Genomic DNA, 25,881 nt, shown 5'->3' with positions numbered 1-25,881 from the left:
CGTTTTTTTATCCATTACTTTAGAATTGTACACTCAAACCGAAGGTAACCGACATCGGGAACGGATAGCGTCCACCATCGAATCCGGAGAAGAGCACATTAGAATCACCTACTTCCGGATCTCCGAACTTATTATAAGAAGAAATGGTGCATACATTGTCTACGCTGGCAAACACACGGGCATTCTCCATCTTCACCGGTTTCAGCAGATTCTTCGGGAATGTATATCCTATCTGAATATTTGAAATCTTCAGATAATCTCCTTTCTGGATATAAGCATCGGATACACGCAGATTCTTGTTATAATCGGTCTTACTGATGCGCGGGTATTTAGCGTTTGTATTTGAAGACGACCATGCATTGTTCACATATTCTTTCAGTACATTCTGGTAACCGCCATCGGGTCCGTAAACAGAAGTCAAACGTGCCGAAGAGTATGAAAGGATATCCATACCGGCTACTCCATACAGATTCATTGAGAAGTCGAAGTTCTTCCAAGAGGCAGTGAGGTTCATGCCGTAGGTAAACTTAGGATATCCATTGCCGATAGTAGTGCGGTCGGCATCGGTAATCTGTCCGTCGTTGTTCAAATCGACAAACTTATAGTCACCGGGTTGGGTAGTAGGATCTTGATAAAAACCACTCGCCACTCCCTTTTCAACAGCAAGTCTGTTCATCTCATCAATTTCGGCCTTGTCTTTGAAGATACCGGCTACCTTCCAACCATAGTAAGAACCTACCGGATAACCGTTCTGTGTAATGGAGTGGTTGTCCCAGTTGTCACCGTCTTGAGCAGAACGGGATTTACTGAATATGGGATCGCCCACTTCAATTGCTTCATTCTTCAGGGTAGAACCATTCAGTCTGATACCGACATTCCAGTCACGGAAGCTCTTGTTCCATGCAGCAGTAAACTCAAAACCGGAGTTACGGATATGTCCTGCATTGGTATATACATTGGAGAAACCTGTGGAAGGACGAATCTGACGATACAGAAGCAAATCCTTCGCATCACGGATAAAGTAGTCGGCTGAGAAGGAAAGTTCATTGTTCATAAATGCGAAGTCAATACCGATATTAGTCTGCTCATTGGTTTCCCACTTTAGATTGGTGTCAATTTCTTTTTGTTGGGCGATACCGGCGGCATTTCCTACATTGATACCGTTGAAAATCCAGTACATAATATTGGCCGAAGACAACTGAGGCATAGATAAGTTGGTACCACCACCCGCATTACCGGTCTGTCCCCATCCGGCACGCAGCTTCAGGTTGCTGAACAAGTCCAGATTTTTAATGAACTTTTCTTCAGATAGACGCCATGCAACCGAAGCAGAAGGGAATGTACCGTAACGATTGCCTGAACCAAAGTTTGAAGAACCGTCGCGACGTACCGTAGCAGTAACGATATAACGGTCGTTCAAGGTATACGTCAGACGTCCGAAATAAGAAAGGAATCTTGTCTTCAGGTCCAAACCACCGTCCGTCTGTTTGGAGGAAGGATCGTTTGTCAGTGAAATCAGGCGGATGTTATCTGCCGGGAAGTCATTGGCGCTGGAGTTCAGCCAAGCACCGTTGGAATCGCTGGTAGAGAAACCAACCATTGCATTCACACGATGATGGTCATTAGACCAGTCGTAATTCAGGAACGCTTCCAGACCGAGCGAGGTAGCTTGACTTTGATTCAGCGAGAATGAGTCTTTACGGTCTTTTGAGCCGAAGGTTCTGCCATTATAAGCCGTATAGCCGTTGTAACCTTTGGTAGAATAATTATAGCTGGCAATTGTCTTAAAGGTCAAGCCTTTATACAAGTCGAGTTGCAGGAAAGCGCTGGCAAGTATGCGGTCCCATTTATTGATATTGTCGGCGGTCTTGGCAGCTGCAACCAGGTTATCAGCTCCCTTGTTCACGTCACCGTTACCTTCTTTTTTATAATGTCCCCAAGTACCGTCAGGCAGAACGATAGGCATGGAATAAAAGACTCCGTCTTCTACATAATCCATGGTTGGGATGGCTTGTGCATAACTCCTCAAGTTACCGTTACCCATCTTTTCAGAATGAGAGTAGTTCAGGTTCAAGCCTACATGCATGAAATCCTTTACTTTATGGGTAATGTTTGCACGGGCCGTCAACCGCTTGAAATTCGATTCAATGACAATACCTTCATTGTTCAAATAACCCAAAGACAAGTTAGCCTGGGTGTTTTCACTACCTCCCGAAGCAGAGAAGTTATAATTCTGCTGCAAAGCCGTACGGGACATTTCATCTTGCCAGTCAATGTTGTTCAGTTTGCCTATGTAATTCTCACCGTATGCTAGATTGGTCATGCCGATACCGTCATTTTTAACAGCAGAACGCACGGCACTTGCAAACAAATCGGCATCGGCCACATCAATCTTGTTGGCATTGAACTGGAGGGCGAAGTTGGCAGAGAAGTTCACCTTTGCCTTACCCTTGCCACCACTCTTGGTTGTTACCATGATCACACCGTTTGCACCACGTGTACCATAGATAGCCGTTGCCGAAGCATCTTTCAGGATCTCAATGGACTCCACGTCATTCGGATTCAGGAAATCAATGGAAGTTCCCACCTGCACACCGTCCACCACATAAAGCGGATCGGCAGAGCCATTAACCGTAGCCACACCACGGATACGGATGGAGAACCCACCTTCAGGGTCGCCGGAAGAGCGGATGACTGAAACACCAGCCGCCGCTCCCTGCAATCCTTGTCCCAAGTTCACCGGGTTACGCTTCATCATCTCTTCCGCATTGACGGAGGCCACAGAACCTGTCAAGTCGGACTTCTTCATGGTACCATAGCCTACAACCACCACTTCGTCCAGCGTTTCAGTATCTTCCTTCAGAACAATCTTCAGGGAAGATACATCGGGGGATACCTTTACTGATCTCGACAAATAGCCGATGTAGCTTGTCTTCAAAGTAGCCCCTGCCGTTGCCGTCAGAGTAAAATAGCCATCCAGATCGGTTATTACACCGTTTGTCGTACCCTCTACAATGACATTGGCTCCGATAATAGGCAGACCGGCCTCATCGAGAACTTGTCCTTTCACAGTAACTGCTTTCTGCTGCACAATGGCAACACTTGCAACTGATTGGCCTCCCGCGGCAAATACGGGGCCGGTGAGTGTCAATGACATTGACACAACGCCCAGATACTTCAATACATTTTTCATAAATACTAAATACTTAGGTTTAACAAATCAGATAAAGATCAATAAAGGAATGATTCTAGAAATTCAAAGTCGTGCCTTCCACTTGGTTCAAGAGTTGTGGTTTACCTTTTCCGCAATCTACTTTCACTGCCTGGATACGGTTATCTGTAGGCAAACAAATCAGTCCTTCCGCTTGCTTCTTATCTGCACTATATACTTTCAGGCTTATCTTACTCCAATCCATCTCGGCGGTAGATTGTGCCAACTTCAGGTGAGGTAAGACGGAACCGTCGCGAACCAGCATAATAATAGGCAGTTCACCTGCTTCAATCGTTTGCCAGCCACCTTCATATATCTTGTTGGTCTGGTAATCAAGCCACTTACCTTTAGGCAGATAAACCGTGCGGCTATTGATTCCGGTTTCCAGCAAAGGAGCAACGAATATCTGAGAACCGAACATGTATTCATCTTCCACCTTCCATACACCCGGATCATCGGGGAACTCTACAAACAAAGCTCTCAACATCGGCAAACCTTTCTCTGTACACTCCTTGGCTTGGGCGTAGACGTATGGCATCAGTCGGTACTTCATCTCCGCACTTTTGCGGAAGACATCCTGTACTTGTTTGCTCTTATATAACCACGGCTCAGTAGGAGGTGCTCCATGTGCACGGGTATGCGAGGTGAGGAAACCGAAAGGTAACCAACGGCAATACAACTCATCGGGAGTAGATTTTACAAAGCCGCCCATATCGTGACTCCAGAAAGAGAATCCTGAAAGACCAAAGGATAAACCTGCACGAAGCGTACCCAGCATACCGGTATTCGTAGTAGCTGCATCACCACCCCAATGTAACGGATAGCGTTGAGAACCTGCCCATGCGGCACGAGCCCATATCACATTCTCATTGTGCAACTGTTTGGTGATTCCGGCTACTGCCATATCATAGCGAAGAGGATAAAGATTGTGTTCGTACCAGCCACTCTTGCCGGATGCATAAATACCGTTCAACGGAGCAGCTTCTCCAAAGTCTACCTTAATGGCGCTTACACCGATATTCATCAATCCTGCCAGTTTATCCTGATACCATTTTACGGTTTCGGGGTTGGAGAGGTCAAGTACTACGTCTTCGTATGGCAACTCACCATTGCCATTCTTCACATACATATTCTTCTCTATCAGTTCCGAGAAGTAACGGTTTTTCGGAGTGAAGTAAGGCAGCTGCCACAGAGATACGTGGAAGCCTTGTGTTCTCAAATCCTTCAACATCTGCTCGGGATTCTGGAAACGGTTTTCAGAGAACTTATAGTCGCATTGCCAGTCTACATCAAACCAGCCCGTATCAAAGTGAATCACATCACAAGGATATTTGTTCTTGCGGATATTGGCAGCAACCTCATAACCTTCTTTTTCGCTGAAGTAAGTAATGCGGCTCATCCAAGTACCGAAAGACCACAACGGAGGCATACCCGGCTTTCCTACCAAGTCGGTATATTCATCCAGAATATCCTTCGGCTCACCAAAGAAGACGAATAAGTCCAGATTCTCATCTCCCATGAACATTTTGTTTAAACCGATATAGGTAGCTCCAAAATCACAAGTTACAGGTGCGGAGGTGTGCATAAACATACCGTAGCCTCTGCTGCTCATAAAGAATGGAATGGGTTTATACATCTGGTCTGTTTCGGGTCCCTGAGGATCGGTCACAAACAGATTTACTTTCTGACCCACTTTATTCAAACCTGTAGCAGACTCACCACAACCGAAGATCATTTCATCGGCAGTAATAGAGAATACAGGGTTGATGCGCCGGGCATTATCACTGCCACGTTTCACAAAGCTAAAGGGAGTATACTTCACCTGCGTAGAATCTGAATCGCCCAGTGTAGCAGTCTGGCTCAGGATGCGACCGGCTTTATCTTTCAATACAATACGCCAAGGGTTCTTATCAATCTGGATAGTTCCATAGTCGTTGGTATAGACAATAGCGTTACCTGTCTCGGTTGCTTTCCAGCTGGCATCCTTTCCCGGTTCTTTTGCCAGCATAATGGAAGTGGCAGGTTTGGGCTCTACAGGAGTAGTCAGCATACGAATGCGCACCGTACGAGGAGTAATAAAATCAATCTTGAATTTCAGATTAGGATCGTTCTCGTAGGCGGCATTAGGGAAATCGAGCATTCTCATTTTGCGAGGTTGTGCACAATTGGTATTGAATGCCTGACGAGGAACCAAGTGTCCACGCTTCCAGTTCACTAACCCTTCACCGGACTTGGCATCGAAGGATTCCAAATGATCGGCAAAGAATAATGTATTACTCAAGTCCAGGAAGTCGGCACTCATGTCCATGGCTTGATTCATCAAATAAGAAGTACCATTATTTACCTGAGGCTGTGCCGAAGAGTTGCCACACACAGATAACAGTACTGCAATCGCTAAGAATTGTTTCTTCATACTATTGGATTTATAAAATTATCTTTTGGCAAATGTATTCGCTATCTTTCAGATGCAGGTATCGTAAAATAGTCTTTTCTCACCCGGTTTTGTTTCATTGCATGCCCGTAAAAGAGTTAGGAAACAAAATAGATACTCATTTTCATCAAATGAGAGACCTCTTCTTCTTCGGATAGAGATATCCCCTCTTGCCCGTTCGGATGATTATGAGTAAGTTTGCATATCCAGTTTGTCGGATATATATATGCAGCGTGCTGGACATATACATGCAGCGCGCTGGATATATACATGCAACACGCTGGATGTTAACTTCCAGCAAATCGAAAAAAAGTAAGCTTCATTTAACTCACAAATGCTATGAAACGAGTATTTCTATTCTTACTGTTCGTTCTGTCTTTCTTCTTTGTTTCCTTTGGGAATTCAATGGAGACTCCCCCTTCGGTCATGTTCAAGCAACTCTCCACTACCGAAGGACTGTCCAACAATAGTATCCGAAGTATCTTTCGTGATAGCAGAGGCTTTCTTTGGATAGGCACAGAATCCGGGCTCAACAAATACGACGGCTATTCTTTCTGCCAATATTACCGTAACAACTCCGAACTACCGGATGATGCCATCAGTGCCGTATTTGAAGATCCAAACGGCAATATATGGATCAGAATGTCGAATGGTTACAGTATCTACGACTACAAGACCGGACAATTCAACAATGACTATAAGCTAGTACTGGAGGAAATGAAAATCCCTAGTAAGAATGTACTCAGGGTTGGCATGACTCCTAAAAATGAGCTATGGGCTTACGACCAGACTAAACTCTATATTCGTAGTGCGGACAATAATTCCATCAAAGCTTTCCCCCTGCAAATAAAAAATATATCCAACCTGATAGTAGGAGCACAATACATTTATATAATGTATACCAACGGTACCCTATACAGTATCAATAAACAGACTTCCGAAAATAGGGAAATCACCATCCCGATACTCTACAAACCTCTACTGGACAACCACGAACCGTATGTATATGTAGACCAAAACGAAAGTATATGGGTTTATACCAGCCAAAACAGTCTGCTGCTACATAAGAACAACTCCACTCAAACATGGGAAAGCATTAGCCTGAATGACCAGGGTATTCAGTATAACCGGGTACAACGTATTCTTGATATGGGTGATAGTAACGTATGGATTCTGACTAGCCACAAAGGTCTCTTCATTTACAATACACTCAGTAAATCACTCACCAACCTTGTGCATAACCCGCTGAAACCACATACCATTGCCAGTAATAACCTGAGTACCATCTATCAGGATAAAGACGGTATTGTATGGTTGGGGAACTTCAAGCATGGTATATCCTACTATAGTCCCATGTCGCAAATTGTTTTAGGTAACAAATCATTGGAGTATGATGATGTTCTTACCTTCTGTAAAGACGCCGGGCACGAATTTATCTATTATGGTACCGACGGAACAGGACTGATACGCCAATCATTGCTAACAGATATATACGAGAAAATACCCACTCCTGCCAATGTCGTTGTCGATCTATCTACCGATTCAAAGAACCGGATATGGATCGGTACTTATCAGAAAGGGTTAATCTGTTACTCCAAAGGGCAAATCAAGCAATATACCACCGCCAACAGCCAACTTCTGGAAGATAATGTCTATACCATAGAAGTAGATAAGAACGGATTTGTCTGGATAGGAACCATGAGAGGATACATACAACGGCTAAACCCCGAAACCGGGCAGTTCGATACCATCTTATACCGCCCCGAGGAGTTCTTTGTCCGTGATATGTACTATGACAACGACCACCATCTCTACATCGCCACCAGTGGAGGACTTATCGTGGTAGATACGGAAAACCAAGCATATAACATCTATTCGGAAACAAGCCGCTTCAAGGAAAACACCATGCTGACCGTTTACAAAGATAGCCGCGACCTTATCTGGATAGGACACCCGCATGGCCTGAGCATCTGGGATCAGAAAACCGACTCCATCCACTTCATTGACCAGAACGATGGACTTGCCGCCAACCTTGTCCGGGCAATAACCGAAGATAACAACCAGCAAATGTGGGTTTGCACCGGCAATGGCATTTCACGCATCAACCTGAATAATGGAGCATACTCCATCGTAAACTACTCCGTAAGCGACGGGTTAATATGCAATGATGCAAACGTACATGCCATTCTTAAGCTGGATAACGGCAATATCCTGATAGGTACCACAAAAGGATACCAAACCATCATTCCCCAGGATATACTGACTACCGGCTACAAAGCTCAAATCTATCTGACTGGAATAGAACTCAAATCAGAGAAAGTTCTTAAAGATGTACTTGGAGGCAACTCTCCCGAATGTACGCAGAGCCTGACCCTTACCGAAGAAAGTAACTCCTTCACGTTATCTTTCTCCGCTCTCGACCTTATTGAACCTGACAAGATAAAGTATGCCTACCGGATAGACCAAAGCCACTCCAACTGGATCTATGCGGAAAACAACAGGATCAACCTATCCATGCTACCCGTCGGAAGTTATACTTTATTAGTTAAGGTATGCAATTCGCAGGGTGTATGGAGCCCCAATATCAAGACTCTGAAGATTAATATCCTTCCACCTTGGTGGCGCACTTCCTGGGCTTACATCCTCTACAGCTGCATCTTTCTGTGCCTGATTCTACTCATTGTCCGCTACCTACGCATGCGGCACAAAGAGAAACAAATCCTGCAAGCCATCGAAATCGAAAATGAAAGGCAACAAAAGGTCAGCAACATGAAACTACAATTCTTCGCCAATATCAGCCATGAATTGAGAACGCCTTTATCGCTCATCATCAATCCTCTTGAAGAGTTCTTTGAGAATTATCCCGAACACCGCAAAGGCATATTGGACATGGTGAAGCAGAACGCAGATTACTTACTGGAGCTCATCAACCAATTACTGGACTTCAGAAGGCTGGACGCCAAGGCGGAAACGTTGAAATGCAAGCACGATAATATCCTCATCATCTTGAGTGAGATATTCCACTCTTTCGATCCCATCGCACAGAAAAGGAATATCAACTATACTTTGAAAAGTCCTCAGCACTCCATCTTTATGGATTTCGACTACGACAAGATACGCAAGATAATGACGAATATTCTTTCGAACGCATTCAAGTTTACTCCAAACAAGGGAAGTATTTCTTTGAGCATAGAGTTGGAAGGCTCTCACTTGAAGCTTGTTTTTACAGATACAGGCTGTGGCATAGATGATGAATCGAAGGAAAAAGTATTCCTGCGCTTCTACCAGTCCGACAAGAACCAATCGAGTAGTGGAGGTAGCGGTATCGGACTGCATATTGTATCAGAGTATGTGAAGATGCATCAAGGCAGTATACACATTGAGGATAATCAGCCAAGTGGGTCTATATTCATACTCACTCTGCCGTTACATCAGCACAGCGACAAAGAACAAAAAGTAGAATTGACGGAAAAGCAAACAGTTGAAGAAGAGCCTCATCCATTCACCATTCTACTGGTAGATGATAACTACGATTTCATCAAATTCCTTTCGGAAAGTCTTTCCAAGAAATATCATGTGCTGAAAGCCATGAATGGAAAGCAAGCCTTGTCCGTTCTCGAGAAAGAAGATGTGGACTTGATAGTCAGCGATATTATGATGCCCGAAATGGATGGATTGGAACTCTGTTCTACAATCAAGAACGATATTCGTTACTCCCACATTCCCATCATCCTGCTGACCGCCAAAGCAAGTGAAGAACATCAACTCGAAGGTCTCAGTGTCGGTGCGGACGATTATATCACCAAGCCCTTCAACATGGAAGTTCTTAAACTCCGCATCAACAAGATTATCGATATGAATGTGAAACGGCAGGAGTTATTCAATCAGGAGATAAGAATCGAGCCCAGCCGGATAACCATCACTCCCCTCGACCAACAATTGGTTGAGAAAGCCATTCATATTGTAGAAGAGAACCTCAGTGAGACTGAGTTCTCCGTAGAAGAGCTTGCCGCCAGCCTGAATATATCCCGCAGCTATTTCTATAAAAAGATGGTGAAGATTACCGGAAAGAAGCCTATCGAGTTTATCAGAACCATTCGTATGAAGCGTGCCCAACAACTACTGGCAGAGAGTCAGATGCAAGTTGCCGAGATTGCTTATATGCTGGGATATAATTCGCCGAAAGTCTTCTCCAAACACTTCAAGGAAGAGTTCAACCTAAGTCCTTCGGAGTTTATACGGAAGCAAACAGGGAATGCAGGGGGCAATGCTGCTGTGGAGGAGGAGTAATTTATATATCTAAAAGGGTATTGCCATTTTCTACACCCTCTTCCCCTGCCGAAAGCAAGGAAAGAGGGTGAGTTTTTTATTTAGAGAACACAGATATAAAGCTAATAGCAGGCAAATAGACCCGAGCCTGTCCATTCTCAACCTTCACAGTCGTTTCCGTCATGCAGTCTTTGGTATTGGTAACATAGACCTTAACCTCGCGCACCTCTGCCGGGAGTCCTGAAATAACGGCATGGCAATCGGCACCATTATTCACCATGTGAACTGCATATTCTCCACGGGTTATATTGCCAAATGCCGCACAATTTACATTCTTCTTATCGCTACTGACCGGAATAGCCAAAGCGTCGGCAGGAGTAGACGCCAACTGCTTGATATTCCAGAAGCGTTGTGTAGGACGCAAAGCACCTTTAGAACCGTAAAGACCATCCCCCCACAACAAGGAATAGTCGGATGTCAACTGCCATTGCAAGATGGACAACGGCTGGCAGATAGCACAAATGCGAGTATAAAGGTTAATCTCGTAAAGCGCAAAGGTAGATTCATTAAAGATCTCGGCATAGTTGTGGGCGGCAGCATCCGTACTACCTTCACCGATGATGAGAGGTACATTCAGTTGCCGGGCGGCACCTGCCCACTTCTTCAAGGTAGCATCATCGCAACCTCGCCAGGAGTGGAAGGAAACTGCACCAATGTACATAAACGTTTCTTCATCTCCCAAAGCCGGAAGGATAAAGTCGAAGGTAGTGGCATCGGAGTTATCTCCCAGTAGCATGCGGGTAGGCAGATTCCGTTTGGCAAGATAGCCGCCAAACTCTTTGATAAACTCCGCATGTTGTTGGGGAGTATAATATACATCAATACCCAAATCGGACTCATTGAACGAGAACATGGAGAATTCGATGCCGTAACGTTGTTTGGCATACTGTATATAATCGGCCATGGACTTATATATCTTCTCTTTCTTCTCCGGATTAAGACGGTAGGCAATCACACCTCCACGATATTTATAATCGGCAGGGTCACCTTCGATAGCCCATGTAGGAGGAAACCAACAACTTAAGATAACGGGCATGCCGATCGCTTTCAGTCGTTTCGCCATCAGAAGGCTTTGCTCTACACGCTCGTTCAAACCACCGTTTTGGGCAGCGGCAATTGGATCTGTATTTTCTTCGGGCTGCCACAATCTCCAGGGAAACTCAATACGTCCGTAAGCTACCCGCAGATTTTCAAGGCAATAATCTATCACTTTAGGATCACCGGTAGGATTCTGAAGACGGAAGTTCCCACCGAAGCCGGTAAACAGATTACCCGGGTTCTGCCTATCGAGCACAATATTCACATCACTATGGTCGATGGTTCCGGATGCACGAAGCTCTATATTCAAGGTGGCATCAGATGACTTCTTCAATGCAGGCAATAATTGGATATAGATAGCAGTACTCTCCTTCCCCTTCTCTACAAAGGTCTTTACGGATTTATCGAACTTGAATTCAAGCTTGCGTTTGGCAGAGGTTATGGATAGTTTCCGGCTACCTGCATTTATCTTAGCTTGGGCATAGTTCTCCGCCGCAAGCGTGATGCAATAATAGGCTGATTGGTTCAGGGTAGTGTCCGATGAGGCTTTGATGGAAATATCCACCAGTCCCCGTGCCTTGTCGGTGACCTGTTGTTGGAACTGCACGCCGCGAAGGGTGGTTATCACTTCCTGCAACTCTCCTTCCCTGTGATAGCGGGGACGGACTTGTCTTTCTTTTCCTGAGGCTTCCATGTCTCCTTTCAAGGTACCTACACAGAGGGAAGACTCAAAGTCTATCAGTTCACCATCCACCCGGACACCGGTTATATTACTCCACGCCATTACTTCGGTCTGCGCCGAAAGTGGCAAGGACAGAGCACCACACAAGAGTGCAGCCGCCCACAACTGGAAAATTCGAAAGTTCTTCATACGATTCATGTTTAATATAAGGTGTTATTTCAATCTAGTCTCTATCTCAAAACCCATGCGACTATTGTGATAAGGACAGTTCCACATACTTGCTTTAGCCTCTTTGTAACGGGGAGTTCCATCTTCCTCTACGGTACGGAACCACTCGCCGTATTCTTTGTCTATCATTCTCGATTTAATAAACTCCCACGTGCGGGAGGCGGCATCGAGGTAAGACGGTTGCCCCGTCAGTTGCCAGGCGTTGATACATCCCACTACAGTTTCCGCCTGACACCACCAAGAGGCGTCTTTGCGGATTTTATCTTTGTGCCTTTCGTACATCATAGCACCCATTGGGTTGATACCTTCGCGAAGCGAGGCGTCTACCAACTCCAAACATATCTTCTTGCATTTCTCCAGTGTTTGAGGATCATCCAGAGCTTCGGCAGCCTCCATCAATAACCAGGAAGTCTCGATGTCATGCCCGTATGAGTCAATATCATCCAGGTTGTTCCAATCGGAATCACAATACAATATCAGATGATGAGTGCGGGGATTGTAGAGAGGAGTGGTTACCATATCTATCACCTTGGCAAGGCGTTTGCGCAGACCATCATCCCTCCAAACTTTATATAGAGCCGTATATGCTTCGAGCACATGTATATGGGTATTCATGGTTTTGGTGGCAACTCCTTCTCCGTCGTAGCCCAGCTTGTCAGGGGTGCCCCATTCGCGGGTAAAGGATTCTATGTAACCATCTTTAACCGGATCTTTTATCTTACTCTCCAAGGTATGATAAATCTCAATGGCTTTCTGTAGACTTTCTACATTGCCGGTTGCCCTGAAATGCTCGGATAGCCCGTAGATGGCGTACGAACAGCCGTAGGTCTGCTTGTCTGTGTCGAGCGGGGTACCGTCAGCATTTATCAGCCAATAGATTCCGCCGTATTGCGGGTCGATGAAATGGTCTATAAAGTAGCGTTGTGCTCTATCCGCCAAGTTACGGTAGATGGTATCTCCGTACATGCGGTAAGCGGTAGAAAAGGTCCACAGGATGCGAGCATTGAGCACACCTCCTTTGGGAGCGTCGGCAACGGGAGTGCCGTCACGTTGCAAGGAGCCGTAGAAACCTCCGGCAGGGTCTATGCTATGCTTCTGCCAGAAAGCAAGGATATTGTCTTTCAAGTCTGCGGTGATTTCATTGTGCAGTGCCCGGGTTGAAACGGATTGTGCTTTAGCGACCGGGAAAGCAAGCAATTGCAGCGTCACCCATAGAAGGATAAAAAAGCGGTATTTCATATATAAGACGAATTTAAGTGGTTAACGAATGTGTCATATCGCAAAAGTAAGGTTTTTCCGGGTCTTATCTACGTGCGCCAAGGTATTTCAAAGGTAGCAATTGTAGCCAAATACGGGATTATTTGAATACTAACCCCGAATACAAGGGTTATGGAAGCGTTATTAGTCCTTCATAACTTTCAAATCTTGCAAATTTTAAGTAGGTTTGCGCCACGCTTAAGCTAATAATGCCATGAACTCATCCGTTACTTCCTATCTATACCGCCTGGTGCTACTACTTAGCATACTGTTTCCCCGTTATGCCCAGGCTAACCCTACGGAGCAAAGCATTATCATGTTCAGGCAATTGTCCACTACCGAAGGGCTTTCAAACAACAGTATCTTTGCCTTGTGCCGTGACAGCCGGGGTTTCCTTTGGATAGGAACCGCATCGGGCCTCAACCGCTATGACTCTTATTCCTTCCAGCAGTATTATCAAGGCATTGATAACTTGCCCGATAACAATATCACAGATATCTTCGAAGACTGGAAAGGCAATATATGGGTATCTACCAACGAAGGCATTGCCATCTACGACTATCAGACGGGGAAGTTCAATCAAAACAGCGAGGAGGTGCTTCAACAGATCAACATCACTTGCGACACCATCCCCCACGCCGGAATGGACCCTAAGAAGAAGTACTTCTGGGCATACGATAATAGCAAGATATACCTCTACGACCATCAGCAGAAGATGACGAAGATGTATCCTTTGGTAGATACTTATATTACCAAGTTGTTTGTCACCGACGAATATATCTACTCCATCTACGAAAGTGGGAAGTTGTTCTACACCAATATCAATTCGTCTCTCACCCATGAGATTCCCATCCCTGCCCAATACAAGAAATACCTGGAGAAACACCTGCCACGGATATATATCGACCGCAACGGCGGTATGTGGATTTACACCTTCCAGAACAGTCTGCTCCTCTACAAGAAGAACCGGCAGGCAGATTGGGAAGAGATAAAACTGCCCATCCATACCGAACAATTCAACCGTATACGCACCATTGAGGAAGATAAGAACGGCAATATCTGGCTTATCACCAGCCATCTCGGAGGATTCGTCTACCAGCCGCAGTCACGAACACTGACTAATTTATCGCACGACCCTCTGAAGTCCCATACCATAGCCAGCAACAACCTGAGTGCCATCCATATCGACCAGGAAGGCATTGTGTGGATCGGCAACTTCAAGCAAGGCATATCGTATTACGTTCCCCAATCGCAGGTATTCATCAACCAAAGGTTATGGCAATACAGCGATATGATCTCGTTTTGCGAAGATTCCCTCTCTATCTGGTATGGCACGGATGGCGGAGGACTGATGCGCCAATCCCTGGACGCCCCGCTTCCCGAACGGATTCCAACGCCTGCCAATGTCATTGTCAACATCAAGAAGGACAACAAGAACAGACTTTGGTTGGGAACATTCCAGAACGGGCTGATATGCTACGACCACGGAAAGATAACGCAATATACCTACGAGAATAGCGGATTATTAGGCAATGACGTTTACGGCATACAACCCGATAAAGAAGGTAACATCTGGATAGGCACTCTGGATGGTTGCATACAAAAGCTGGATGCAAAGACGCAACAGTTCCAAACCCTTCTGAACATGCAAGGCAGGATAAATATCAGGGACATGATATTTGCCGATGAAGACAACCTGTATGTAGCTACCTCAATCGGACTGATGCTTGCCAATATCAAGAACAATCAGTGCACGTTTATCCACCACAACCAACCTAAAACACAGGAATTAAAGAAGCAGACCTTATACACCCTCTATAAAGACCATCGCAACATCCTCTGGCTGGGAGGTACTCAGGGTTTATCCTATTGGAACCTGAACAACGACAGCATCCACCACTTCGACCATAGCAACGGATTGCCCGCCAATATGGTAACTGCCATTTGTGAGGACAATAACCACCAGATGTGGATAGGCACCTGCAATGGCTTAACACGTATCAACCTGACTCAGAAGTCGCCTTCGGTCTGCAACTATGACGTGAACGACGGCATCTTATCCAACAACGTCAATGACCGTGCCCTCTATAAATTGAAGAACGGAAATATCCTCGTGGGAACCTCCAACGGATATACTACCATTACTCCCCAGGAAATAGTGCACAACGCCTACAACGCACAAGTCTATATGACGGGAATAGAACCCGGGTACTATCCCTTATCCGAGATGCTGAACGGCAAATCTCCCGAATGCGCTACCGAAGTCATTCTGAAAGAGGGATTACCTTTCTTCCAGCTTCAGTTCTCCACACTCGACTTTATAGAGCCGGGCAAAGTACGTTACGCCTATCGCATAAAGGGACAACAATCGGACTGGAACTATACCGCCAACAATCAGATTGATTTCTCCATGCTCCCTACCGGCACTTACGAACTTCAAGTGAAAGCCTGCAACTCCGAGTATATGTGGTCGCCCAACATCAAGACTATCACAATCCGAATTCTGCCTCCCTGGTACAAAACCGGATGGGCTTATCTTGCTTACTTCCTCATTGTGGTATGCTCCGGATGGAGAACCATCGTGTACTACCGCTCACGCCGCAGAAAGACAGCCCTACAAAAAGCAGCCGAAGTGGAGAGCGAACGCCAGCAGAAAGTTACCGATATGAAGATGCAGTTCTTTGCCAACATCAGCCATGAACTGCGGACACCGCTATCACTCATCATCAATCCCTTGGAAGAGTTCCTGAGCAAGTATCCCCAATATAAGAACACCTTATTATATACTGCCCAGAACAATGCCAGATATCTGCTGGAACTTATCAACCAGTTGCTGGACTTCCGCAAACTGGATGCTAGCGGGGAGACTATGCACTACATCCACGGAGATATAGTGAGCCTCGTAAAAGACCAGTTCCAAGCCTTCGACAGTGTGGCACGCAAGCGGGAGATAGACTATCGGATAGTAAGTCCGCAGGCTAATATACAGATGGATTTCGACTATGACAAAGTGAGGAAGATAGTCATGAATATCCTCTCCAATGCATTCAAATTCACCGAGAACAAGGGAAGCATCGAGATTACCATCCATATAGAAGGCAGCAACCTCGTCATGCAGTTCAGCGATACCGGGTGCGGCATAGACGACACCCAGCAGAAGAAAATATTCCAATGCTTCTATCAGGCGGAACAACAAGAGAACACACTGGGAGGAAGCGGCATCGGCTTATACCTCGTAGCCGAATACGTGAAGATGCACAAAGGAAACATTCAGGTTTCCGGCAACGTACCCCACGGAAGCATCTTCACTATCAGCCTGCCGATGCATGCCACCGTACAACCTCAGATACAGGGGCAAAAAGCCGTTGAGGACGCCCGTCCACCGGAACAGCCCGGCAGCAGGAACGAGCAGAACTATACCATCCTACTGGTTGACGATAACTACGACTTCCTCGACTTCCTGAGCGCCTGCCTTTCCACCAACTACAATGTATTGAAGGCCATGAACGGGCTGGAAGCTCTGGAGGTATTGAATACCGAGAACGTAGATATCATCATCAGCGACGTGATGATGCCTAAGATGAACGGCTTGGAACTCTGTACGGCTATCAAAAACGACATCCGCATTTCACACATCCCTATCATTCTCCTGACCGCCAAAGCCAGCGAGGAATATCAACTGGAAGGGCTGAACATGGGTGCCGACGACTACATCACCAAGCCTTTCAACATGGAAGTCTTGAAGTTGCGTATCAGCAAGTTGATAGAAAACAACCTGAAGAAGCACGAACTCTTCAACGATGAGATAAAGATAGAGCCTAGCCGCATCACCATCACGCCCCTCGACCAGCAGTTTGTAGAGAAGGCTATCCGTATTGTGGAAGACAACCTCACGAATGCCGAGTTCTCGGTAGAAGAGCTGGCGGGACAACTGAACATCTCACGTGGTTATCTTTATAAGAAGATGGTGAAGATTACAGGGAAAACCTCCCTAGAGTTCATTAAAGTGATTCGTATGAAAAGGGCGCAGCAACTACTTGCCGAAAGTCAGATGCAGATAGCGGAGATAGCCTACATGCTGGGGTATAACTCGCCCAAAATCTTCACCAAGCACTTTAAGGAAGAATTCGGAGTAAGCCCTTCCGAGTTTATCCGCAGCCAAAAGAGTACAAATTAGTTGAAATACTGATACTAAACACATTTCATCACGCTATTGTCTACAAACAACCACCCTCTGTATCTCATGAAGTGCGTACATTAGCAGAGAAATCAGTAACTCTAATAAGATATACTATGAGAAAGAAACATTTCGTACTTGCATCGGCTTTCGCCTGGCTGTTCTCTTGCGGCGCTTTGCATGCACAAGACTTCAAGCTAACGCCCTCCGGCTACTTCAAGAACCAAGGAGTGGATGTGATGGCTTTCGACGACATCTACCCCGAAGGACATCAGGGTGGAGTCTGTATCATTATGAACGGACACCGCATAGCAACCAACGGTGATATCCGTCTGGAAGCTACCCCGGGACAGTGGCAGCCCGTGCCCAAGCAACTGGATCGCAAACTAGGCGACAACAGTATCACCGCTACCCTGTGTTATCCCGATTCTTCGCGCCATCTTACTGGCTTCAATCCGATGGTTTATCCCGACCTCAACCTGAAGTATACCGTAAAAGTAGAAGCCAAAGGCAGAAACATAGAAGTAACCGTAGACCTAGACCGTCCTATTCCCCAAGAGTTTATCGGGAAGGTGGGGTTCAACTTCGAATTCTTCCCCGGATCACTCTTCGGCAAGCCTTGGCTGATGGATAACAAGAGCGGCATCTATCCGCAACAACCCAATTCCCCCTTATTGACAACACAAAGCAATCATCTACATACAGGTAATTATCACAATGGAAAGAGTCCGCTGGCCGATTATGACAAACTGGTTGGCAAAGGATACAGTCCCATTGTAGCGGACGACGTGATCAGTGAACCCTACGCCGTAGGAACGAAGTTCACTTCTCGTCCCGATGACCCCTACAATAAAGTAACTATCGAATCTCTGAACGGCGACCTGCAACTCTTTGACGGACGCATGAACCACAACAACGGTTGGTTCGTATTGCGCAGCAACATCAAGCCCGGCGTCACCAAAGGTGCAGTGAAGTGGATTATCTCTCCGAATGTGGTAGCCGACTGGATGTACCAACCTATCATCCAAACCTCACAGATAGGGTATCATCCGGCACAAAACAAAGAAGCGGTTATCGAGATGGATATTCGTGATAATCGCCAGGAAACGGCACAAGTAATCCGTATCGATGCGGATAAAGAGAACATCGTGAAAACCGTCAGCCCTGCCAACTGGGGAAAGTTCCTGAGATATAACTATCTGAAAGTGGACTTCACCGACGTGAAGGAGCCGGGACTGTATAAGATAAAGTACGGAGCTTCCATTTCACCCATCTTCCGTATAGACAGTGATGTATATGCCCGTGGTGTTTGGCAACCTGTACTGGAATACTTCCTGCCCGTGCAAATGTGTCACATGCGTGTGAATGAGAAGTACCGTGTATGGCATGACTTCTGCCACATGGACGATGCACAAATGGCCCCCGCACACAACCACATCGACGGTTACGACCAGAAAGAAGGTCTTTCTAAATTTAAGCCGGGCGAAATAGTTCCGGGAGTCAACATCGGCGGCTGGCACGATGCGGGCGATTTCGACCTGCGTATAGAGTCGCAAGCCGGTGAATCTTATATCCTTGCATTGGCCTACGAAGCTTTCCGTCCGGAGATTGACGCCACTTCTATCGACCAAATCAACCGTATCACCGAAATTCATCAGCCCGACGGTAAGAATGACTTACTGCAACAAGTGGAGAACGGTGCACTGAGTGTAGTAAACGGGTATCTTGCTTTAGGCCGATTGTATCGGGGTATTATCTGCAATGACCTGCGCCAGTACGTGCTCTTAGGCGATGCTGCTGCCATGACCGATGGTAAGATAGGCAATAGTGATGACCGCTGGATATTTACAGAAGATAATCCGGGACGCGAACTGGCCACAGCGGCACAACTCGCCGCTACTTCGCGCGTGCTGAAAGGCTTCAACGATACATTAAGCGTGCATTGCCTCAACATCGCCCGCCAAATCTATGCCACTACTGCCACAAATAATAACAGAACGCTTTCTCCTAAGATTCAGGCAGCCGTAGAGCTTTATCTCACTACCGGAGAACAAACGTATATGGATTTCTTGCTGGCAAATCAGGAGACTATCATCCAGCAAATAGGACGTACCGGCTGGTACACCGCCCGCGTAGAGAAACAATTTGCGGAAATGAAGAACAAGAAAGCGAAAGCCTTCTCTACCGCCTTCCGCAAAGCACTTGCCGATTACGAAAAAGAGTTGAACAAGCAAGTTGAGGAAACGCCTTACGGTATTCCTTACCGTCCACACATCTGGGGTGCCGGCTGGGACATCCAACGTTTCGGCTTCGAGCACTATTTCCTGACTACTGCCTATCCTGAGATATTCCCAAGCGCACCTGTATTCAGTGCACTCAACTTTATTCTGGGATGTCATCCGGGCTCCAATCAAGCTTCCTTCGCTTCGGGCGTGGGTGCACAATCGGCTACGGTAGGTTATGGTCTGAACCGTGCGGACTGGTCGTATATCCCGGGTGGAGTTATCTCCGGAACGGCACTTATCCGCCCTGATTTCCCTGAGCTGCTCACCTTCCCCTTCTTGTGGCAACAAACGGAGTATGTGTTAGGAGGAGGTTCGTCGCACTATATGTTCCTGGTACTGGCAGCACAACAACTTCTGAACAAATAGAGTTAAGTTCCAAGACAAGTATCTTGCTGTTATTGCCAACGGGTTGGCAAGACTTTGCCTGCACTTTGGCAAGGTCTTGCCAGCATGTTGGCAACAGTTTGCCAGCCAGTTGGCAAAACCTTATACAATAGTATTCATCATTTACTACTCAAGACAGGCTTTCCGCCTTTCCAAAACACTTCTACATTAGTGATATACCAAGTACGACCATTGTCGTTGTTTCCCTGAAAGAACAGATATGTACGCCCGTCGGTATCAGCAAAGATATGCGGATGTCCGGATTCACTTGAGTTCCATTCACCGGGTTTGCCATTGGGCATGAAAGGTTTATCAAATAAGCGTTTCCAGTTTACGCCGTCTTTACTAACTGCCACACCTATTTGTTGGGGCGCATTATTGTATGCTCCGGCATAGAACATGAATAGCTTATTCCCCTTTCTTACTATAGAAGCTGCTTCAATACATTCTCCCTCCCAAGGAAGCTCGGGTACAAGTATCGGAGCATCCACAGCCAGTTTCCAGTCTTCCCGATTGAAGTCGGTATTGCCCGGAGCTACAGCTACACCTTGTAGCTGAATCTTGAAGTCTTTATCACGCGATGCGAAATAGAGGTAGTATTTGCCTTTGAATTCATACACTTCCGCATCAATGGCACGCCCACAGTTCCAGTCTCCGGTAGGATGAAATATCGGATTCGTAGGGTTACGCTCGAAGTGGATACCATCAACAGATACAGCATGGCAAATGGCATCTTTCTGCATATTACCATAGGTTTGATAAAACAGATGTACCTTACCATCACGAATCAAAGCGCCGGGAGCACATAGACCTTTCTTTTCATAATCGGCACCGGGAGCGGGAGTTATTTCTCCGACTTTCGTCCAGTTAATCAAGTCGTGACTTTCGGCAATACCGATATTCCATCCCGATTGGGGATTGTTCTTGTAAGGTGGAATGGAGTAATACATCAGGTATCTATTCTGAAAATGAACTACATGCGGGTCTTTGCAGAATGGAATGCCTATCCGGGTAGTGTCTCCATACATCATTCTCGAAACTTGGGCTTGTACATTTCCGATAGCTACTTGTGCTTGTATATTACCGGTAAATAGTATCAGCAAACAGCATAAAAGAATCTTTCTCATTAGTAGTTTATCAATATTAAATTAATATATCCGTGTTATCAAATCATCTGCAATACCATCTCAATTATTCTCATTTGACCAGAGTTACATCAGGCCCCAGATAAGACCTTTTCATCCCTCCGAAATCAATAACCACCTTCTGAATAATCATGCCCGGATCAGCACAAATCAGCTTGAAGGTATGCTTGCCCGGCTTTCCAACATTCATAGTAATGCTACTTATCGCACTGTTACGAAATACATTCAATCTCCATTGCCCGGAATATTCTTTAGCATTAGTAGTAAGCCATTGTACCATGCCGTCATCGATCATGATGCCATAACGAGTATCGTGCTTGGAGTCAATCGGAAATAGAGGCAGTGCATATACATGTACCGTCGCATTACCACCATTGAACGTATAGAAATCATATTCGGCTTTCGGGCTCTTGTTGGTGAACCACATATTAGGCACTGCCTGCATGGCTTCGCCCAACTGTACACAATCGTTCTCATAACCCAAACCCTTTACGGTACGGATTTTAATTCCGTTGCTTTCTACCTTCCGGTGGAATAGTCCTGCATTGATCGCTACGCAGCCGTTATCTTCCACATAAATACCTTTCAGTTCCTCTTTCGAAGGAGATTGAGGATTAAAAAGCGGCAGATAAACCTTTTCTGTTTTATTGCCGGAAGTGAGTTCTATTTCTCCTGTAACAGCCTCCCCTACCGGAGCTTTTGTCCAGTCTACGGAAATGCCGATACGGTCTTGCAAGACTGTTTGTCCCGATTGTTTGGTCAGTTTAATCCAACGTTCCTTGGTGGTGGCTTTCCAAGAGAATGCCTTATCGCCTCTGTTATAAAGCTCTATAAACAGATCTTTATGGTTATATGGGTTCACTGATGGCAATGCATTAACAGTCGATACGCCTACCGTATAATCTTTTCCGGGAATAAAGACTTGCATATCTTCACCTTGAGTGGGATGCCAGGTTTCTACAGGAGGCATCTTCTGATATTCGCCCATCCACCCCGGAGAGACGGCCATCATGTGGTTCCACTTGCCATTGAGCATGGTATTAAATCTATCGGTATAGTAATTCAAACTGTCGTGATAAGCTTTGGTTTTGTCGGCATAAAGATTCGTTGCGGCACGTCCTTGGCGAGCATACCAACGGTTTTGTTGGGCGGTCAGCATCTTCTTGTTCATCAACGCAGCTCCTTTTACGGGGTAGAACAACAACTCGTAGAAGGCAGGCTTGTAGGCTTCGGGAAGTGAGTTCAGCAGTTTCTCGCTCTTATCGGCAATGCGGTCGTACTCTTTCATCCGCGATTCGGCTTCATTGTAATTGATGAATGAAAAATCGGTATCAATGACACGTTCACGTTCAAGATGATTATTCCATAAGTAGCCCCAACCCATTGATTCCGGTTTATGCTGAAATCCCAACAAGAAGTAAGAATCAAGAATGTCTTTCAAATCCTTCTTGTATTTCTCGCCAAAGATAGATGCTAAGTATTCGGCATTGAAATCGTAGGAATAATCGAAATCAAACTTCTCAATATCCCATGCCATATCCAGAAAGAACTTCATACCTAACTCTCCCGGTTTGATGTCGCCTACATTCAGTAACCAATAGCGATTTGCCCCTGTATCGTAGGCTTTGCGCATTTCTTCGTAAATCAAGGTAGACGGAGTGGTGTTAAGCCACAGATAGTCGTGCGGCTCACCGCAGTAAGAGATGTGGTAATAGACGCCGGAAGCTCCTTTACGCTTCTGTTCTTCTTTATTGCTCAAGCGTTTCAGATAGCCGAAGTTATCATCAGGCCAAACCAGTGTAACATAATCGGGTACCTTCAGACCCTTCTCATAAATATCCATCACCTCTTTATAAGGAACAAATTGTTGGGGAATGGAATCTATATTTTGATTGATATGCTTCGAAAGAATAGCACGTTGATCGTTCAGGACTTCTTCCATCAAGCCCACTTCTCTTTCTTTTGAAACACCTACCAAGCCGGCATCATGAATGCCACGCATTGCCAAAGTGTAAAAGTTCTCATAAGGGCCGTTTTCGGAGATACGTTTATCAAGAACACGGTTTATTCCGTCTTTATTGGTAGTATAATTCCAGTCGCCCATCGTGTCATTGTACCACTCTGTTACATTGTTGAATAACAGAGGCTCACAATGAGAAGAGGTCATCACGATACCATAACTATCGGCCACTACCTTATTCTCCGGGTACTTGTTGAAAGCACCCGAACCCGGATGCATAGCTGGCGCCAGCATATTGCCCTTCATGCGTAGAATCAGCTCACAAACTTTGGCATAGGTTTTAGGCCCGATATCTCCCAACTCCGGATCGAATGTCTTTGCCGCCCACGGGGTGATACCCCAACCTTCATCGTTGATAAAGATACCTCTATACTTCACACTCGGGGCTTTCGAAACATACTCCGATGCTTCAAGATACAAAGCCTTTTGCTTCTTAACCGGGACATCCGCCCACCAATACAAAGGAGAAACTCCCATTGCTTCGGATAAAGCGAAAACGCCATACGCCGTACCACGACGATCGCAACCCGCTACCACTAAAGCACGCTCAACGCCTTTAGCAGGTTTATCAATTGTTTTAATGATATATTGCTCCCAACCGTTACGGATGGTGGAGACATCAAGTTTATTTTGCTTTACCAGTCCGTCAATAAAGCCGTTATGCCCTAATGTACCTATAACTACTACTTCTTTACCTTTTACCGTTTTAGAAGTCGAGACTTCTCCCTTCACCCCGGTTACCATTTGGATGTCTTCGGCAAACAAACCGGAAACTTTCTTCACTACCTCAAAGTCAGAAGAGTCCATATAAATATTACACGGTTTCCCGTCAACAAACAAAGGAAAGTCCGACGCTGCTGTTGGTTTATTGTTTATCCTTACTTGTGCAAATGCAGATATTCCGCAAAAGAGAAACAACACGATAAATACTCTTTTCATAATAAATAGAATTAAAACTTGATTATCAGGCTAACAATACGAATATTTATATCTTAATTAGCTCTTCATATACAATCTTCATAGTGCAAATATAAAGACATCAAATAACATAATTCCACTCTATTCTTTCAAATATTAGTAATATCCAGTCAAAGCAAGTTTTATTCCAGAATAATACAGCAAAAATAATTATTTGAAATACATTATAGAAGTAAGCCTCTCAATCTTTTCTCATTTCATTAATGGCCGCAATAATAGAAGGTATTTCATTCATTTCCCCCATCATTACTATACCATTCTTATTTTCTCCCCCTCACAAAAGTTAAAAGATAGCCTATAGAGTTCTTGTATACAACCACTTACAACTCATCTAATATTCATTATTTTATCCCCCTACCCACTTCAGCTAACTATAGATATTATCTCTATTTTTGCCAAAGACATTTCAATTAATCACTAATTTCAATTTTAGACAATGAAACAAGCACATCAGCTTCAACTTATGTTGTTAACAGTAGCATTGCTACTCTCTTCTTGCGGTGGACAATCAGGTAAACGAGTTATTAAAGACGAAAGACTGGCAAGCTACATGCTGGCAGGTGTATATACCTTGACCGGATATGAGGGAGAGGCAGAAGGAACCATCAAAATGTTCAAAGAAAATCTGCCCGATACATTAGCAAGTGAGTTCCTAACCCAAATGCAAGAGGGGTATACGTATCTGCTTATTTTCCCTTTCAAGGAAGGTCACTCCAAATCGGACATCATGCGTGAGTTCAAGAAGTCATGGGGCATAGAAAACAAAGAAGACTTGCTGGCTACTCTGAAAGAACTGAAAGAGGGATTGCATCAACCTACATTTGAGAAATGCGTGCAAATCGTAAAAGAAAACGGAGGAAAAGAAGTTGATATCAACGCTATTGACTTCGCCAAATATGATGTTGACAAAGAGGACGTAGAGTTTATTATAAAGAATTTCGACACTATCTCGCCCTCCGGCATCAAGGCATGGGACTACTCCCGATATGCCAACAATGTCAACATGGCTCAAGCTGCCGGATTACTGACCGAAGACGAATGTGACAATATGATGAAAGACTTACTGACTACCGTCCGTGCCAACTACAACGATTGGAAAACTTATTTCGCCGACTTCGATATGGGACGCCGTTTCTGGGGAGGTGACACTGAAAATGCGGAAATGTTCAGCCGTAACGCAGCTTTACTGGGTTCTGACAATAGTTACCTCATCTATAAATATATCCCGCTTCAAGCAACCGAATAAACACATATTCTCTAACCAAAAATACAGACTTATGTTTCAAAAGAGTTATCAAATCACCGGCCCGCTTCCCAGCTTGGAAGAAATAGAGGGCAGCTACAAGAAATCAGGCAAATGCCCCACTGAAATAAAACGAGGCAAAAAAGGAATTACCGCCAGCGTACTTGGACAAATCAAAGAAGATTATCTCTACATCAGCAAGAATGGTTATCATGGAGTAGGTATCACGGTATGCCAAGAGCAAGGACAATGTATGATTATGGCAGGACAATGTATACCTAGCAGTATGGTTGCCTGGTTCAGAAATCAAGCCGGCTTGTTACTATTACCCCTTTTTCCTTTAATATGGGGCAAACAGAAAGATTTTTATGAGGAAGTAGACACTTTTATCAAGAACACATATCATGTAGAAAGCACATTAGATGCCAATGACATGAATGTCATGAATATGTTCAAGAAGAAATAACCGGAGG

Annotated in this window: 11 protein-coding genes; 5 read left to right on the top strand and 6 right to left on the bottom strand. The window is 45.2% G+C overall.

Annotated features, from left to right (window positions below; translation table 11 throughout):
* Nucleotides 1-19 precede the first annotated feature (19 nt).
* Nucleotides 20-3,193: a TonB-dependent receptor gene (locus Q1W14_RS17470; RefSeq protein WP_300703691.1), complete on the bottom strand. Its 3,174-nt coding sequence runs from the start codon at nucleotides 3,191-3,193 to the stop codon at nucleotides 20-22.
* 55 nt (nucleotides 3,194-3,248) lie between these two features.
* Nucleotides 3,249-5,624: a TIM-barrel domain-containing protein gene (locus Q1W14_RS17465; protein WP_300703689.1), complete on the bottom strand. Its 2,376-nt coding sequence runs from the start codon at nucleotides 5,622-5,624 to the stop codon at nucleotides 3,249-3,251.
* A 357-nt stretch (nucleotides 5,625-5,981) separates the two neighbouring features.
* Between Q1W14_RS17465 and Q1W14_RS17460 the strand changes: the two genes are divergently transcribed.
* Complete coding sequence (locus Q1W14_RS17460; RefSeq protein WP_300703687.1) at nucleotides 5,982-9,932, top strand: two-component regulator propeller domain-containing protein; 3,951 nt, start codon at nucleotides 5,982-5,984, stop codon at nucleotides 9,930-9,932.
* A gap of 76 nt (nucleotides 9,933-10,008) precedes the next feature.
* On the opposite strand, the gene Q1W14_RS17455 is transcribed toward Q1W14_RS17460, so the two are convergent.
* Entirely contained in the window at nucleotides 10,009-11,880 is a 1,872-nt protein-coding gene (locus Q1W14_RS17455) for a hypothetical protein (RefSeq protein ID WP_300703685.1), read from the bottom strand.
* Between the two features lie 24 nt (nucleotides 11,881-11,904).
* Nucleotides 11,905-13,158, bottom strand: a complete 1,254-nt coding sequence (locus Q1W14_RS17450) for an AGE family epimerase/isomerase (protein ID WP_300703683.1) — start codon at nucleotides 13,156-13,158, stop codon at nucleotides 11,905-11,907.
* A 232-nt stretch (nucleotides 13,159-13,390) separates the two neighbouring features.
* Here Q1W14_RS17450 and Q1W14_RS17445 point away from each other — a divergent pair, with 232 nt between their 5' ends.
* Nucleotides 13,391-17,353, top strand: coding sequence for a hybrid sensor histidine kinase/response regulator transcription factor (locus tag Q1W14_RS17445; RefSeq protein ID WP_300703681.1), 3,963 nt, complete (start codon nucleotides 13,391-13,393; stop codon nucleotides 17,351-17,353).
* A 116-nt stretch (nucleotides 17,354-17,469) separates the two neighbouring features.
* Nucleotides 17,470-20,004, top strand: coding sequence for a glycoside hydrolase family 9 protein (locus tag Q1W14_RS17440; protein WP_300703678.1), 2,535 nt, complete (start codon nucleotides 17,470-17,472; stop codon nucleotides 20,002-20,004).
* Between the two features lie 137 nt (nucleotides 20,005-20,141).
* Here the strand turns inward: Q1W14_RS17440 and Q1W14_RS17435 are convergent, their stop codons facing one another.
* Together Q1W14_RS17435 and Q1W14_RS17430 are read right to left on the bottom strand one after the other, a co-directional pair.
* The gene (locus tag Q1W14_RS17435) at nucleotides 20,142-21,149 is read right to left on the bottom strand and encodes a family 43 glycosylhydrolase (protein ID WP_300703676.1); all 1,008 of its coding nucleotides are present in this window, start codon (nucleotides 21,147-21,149) and stop codon (nucleotides 20,142-20,144) included.
* A gap of 70 nt (nucleotides 21,150-21,219) precedes the next feature.
* Nucleotides 21,220-24,126 carry a glycosyl hydrolase 115 family protein gene (locus Q1W14_RS17430; protein WP_300703674.1) on the bottom strand — a complete coding sequence of 969 codons (2,907 nt, stop codon included), beginning with the start codon at nucleotides 24,124-24,126 and terminating at the stop codon, nucleotides 21,220-21,222.
* 475 nt (nucleotides 24,127-24,601) lie between these two features.
* On the opposite strand from Q1W14_RS17430, the gene Q1W14_RS17425 reads away from it, so the two are divergent.
* Together Q1W14_RS17425 and Q1W14_RS17420 are read left to right on the top strand one after the other, a co-directional pair.
* Entirely contained in the window at nucleotides 24,602-25,411 is an 810-nt protein-coding gene (locus Q1W14_RS17425) for a DUF1266 domain-containing protein (RefSeq protein ID WP_300703672.1), read from the top strand.
* Nucleotides 25,412-25,442: 31 nt separating this feature from the next.
* Nucleotides 25,443-25,874 (top strand): hypothetical protein, encoded by a 432-nt coding sequence (locus tag Q1W14_RS17420; protein WP_300703669.1) that lies wholly within the window; start codon nucleotides 25,443-25,445, stop codon nucleotides 25,872-25,874.
* Nucleotides 25,875-25,881: the final 7 nt, after the last annotated feature.

The sequence above is a fragment of the Bacteroides sp. genome, assembly GCF_030151085.1.
Taxonomy (GTDB): domain Bacteria; phylum Bacteroidota; class Bacteroidia; order Bacteroidales; family Bacteroidaceae; genus Bacteroides.
Note: the sequence above shows the minus strand (reverse complement) of the source record. Positions and strands in the feature narration are given on the sequence as shown.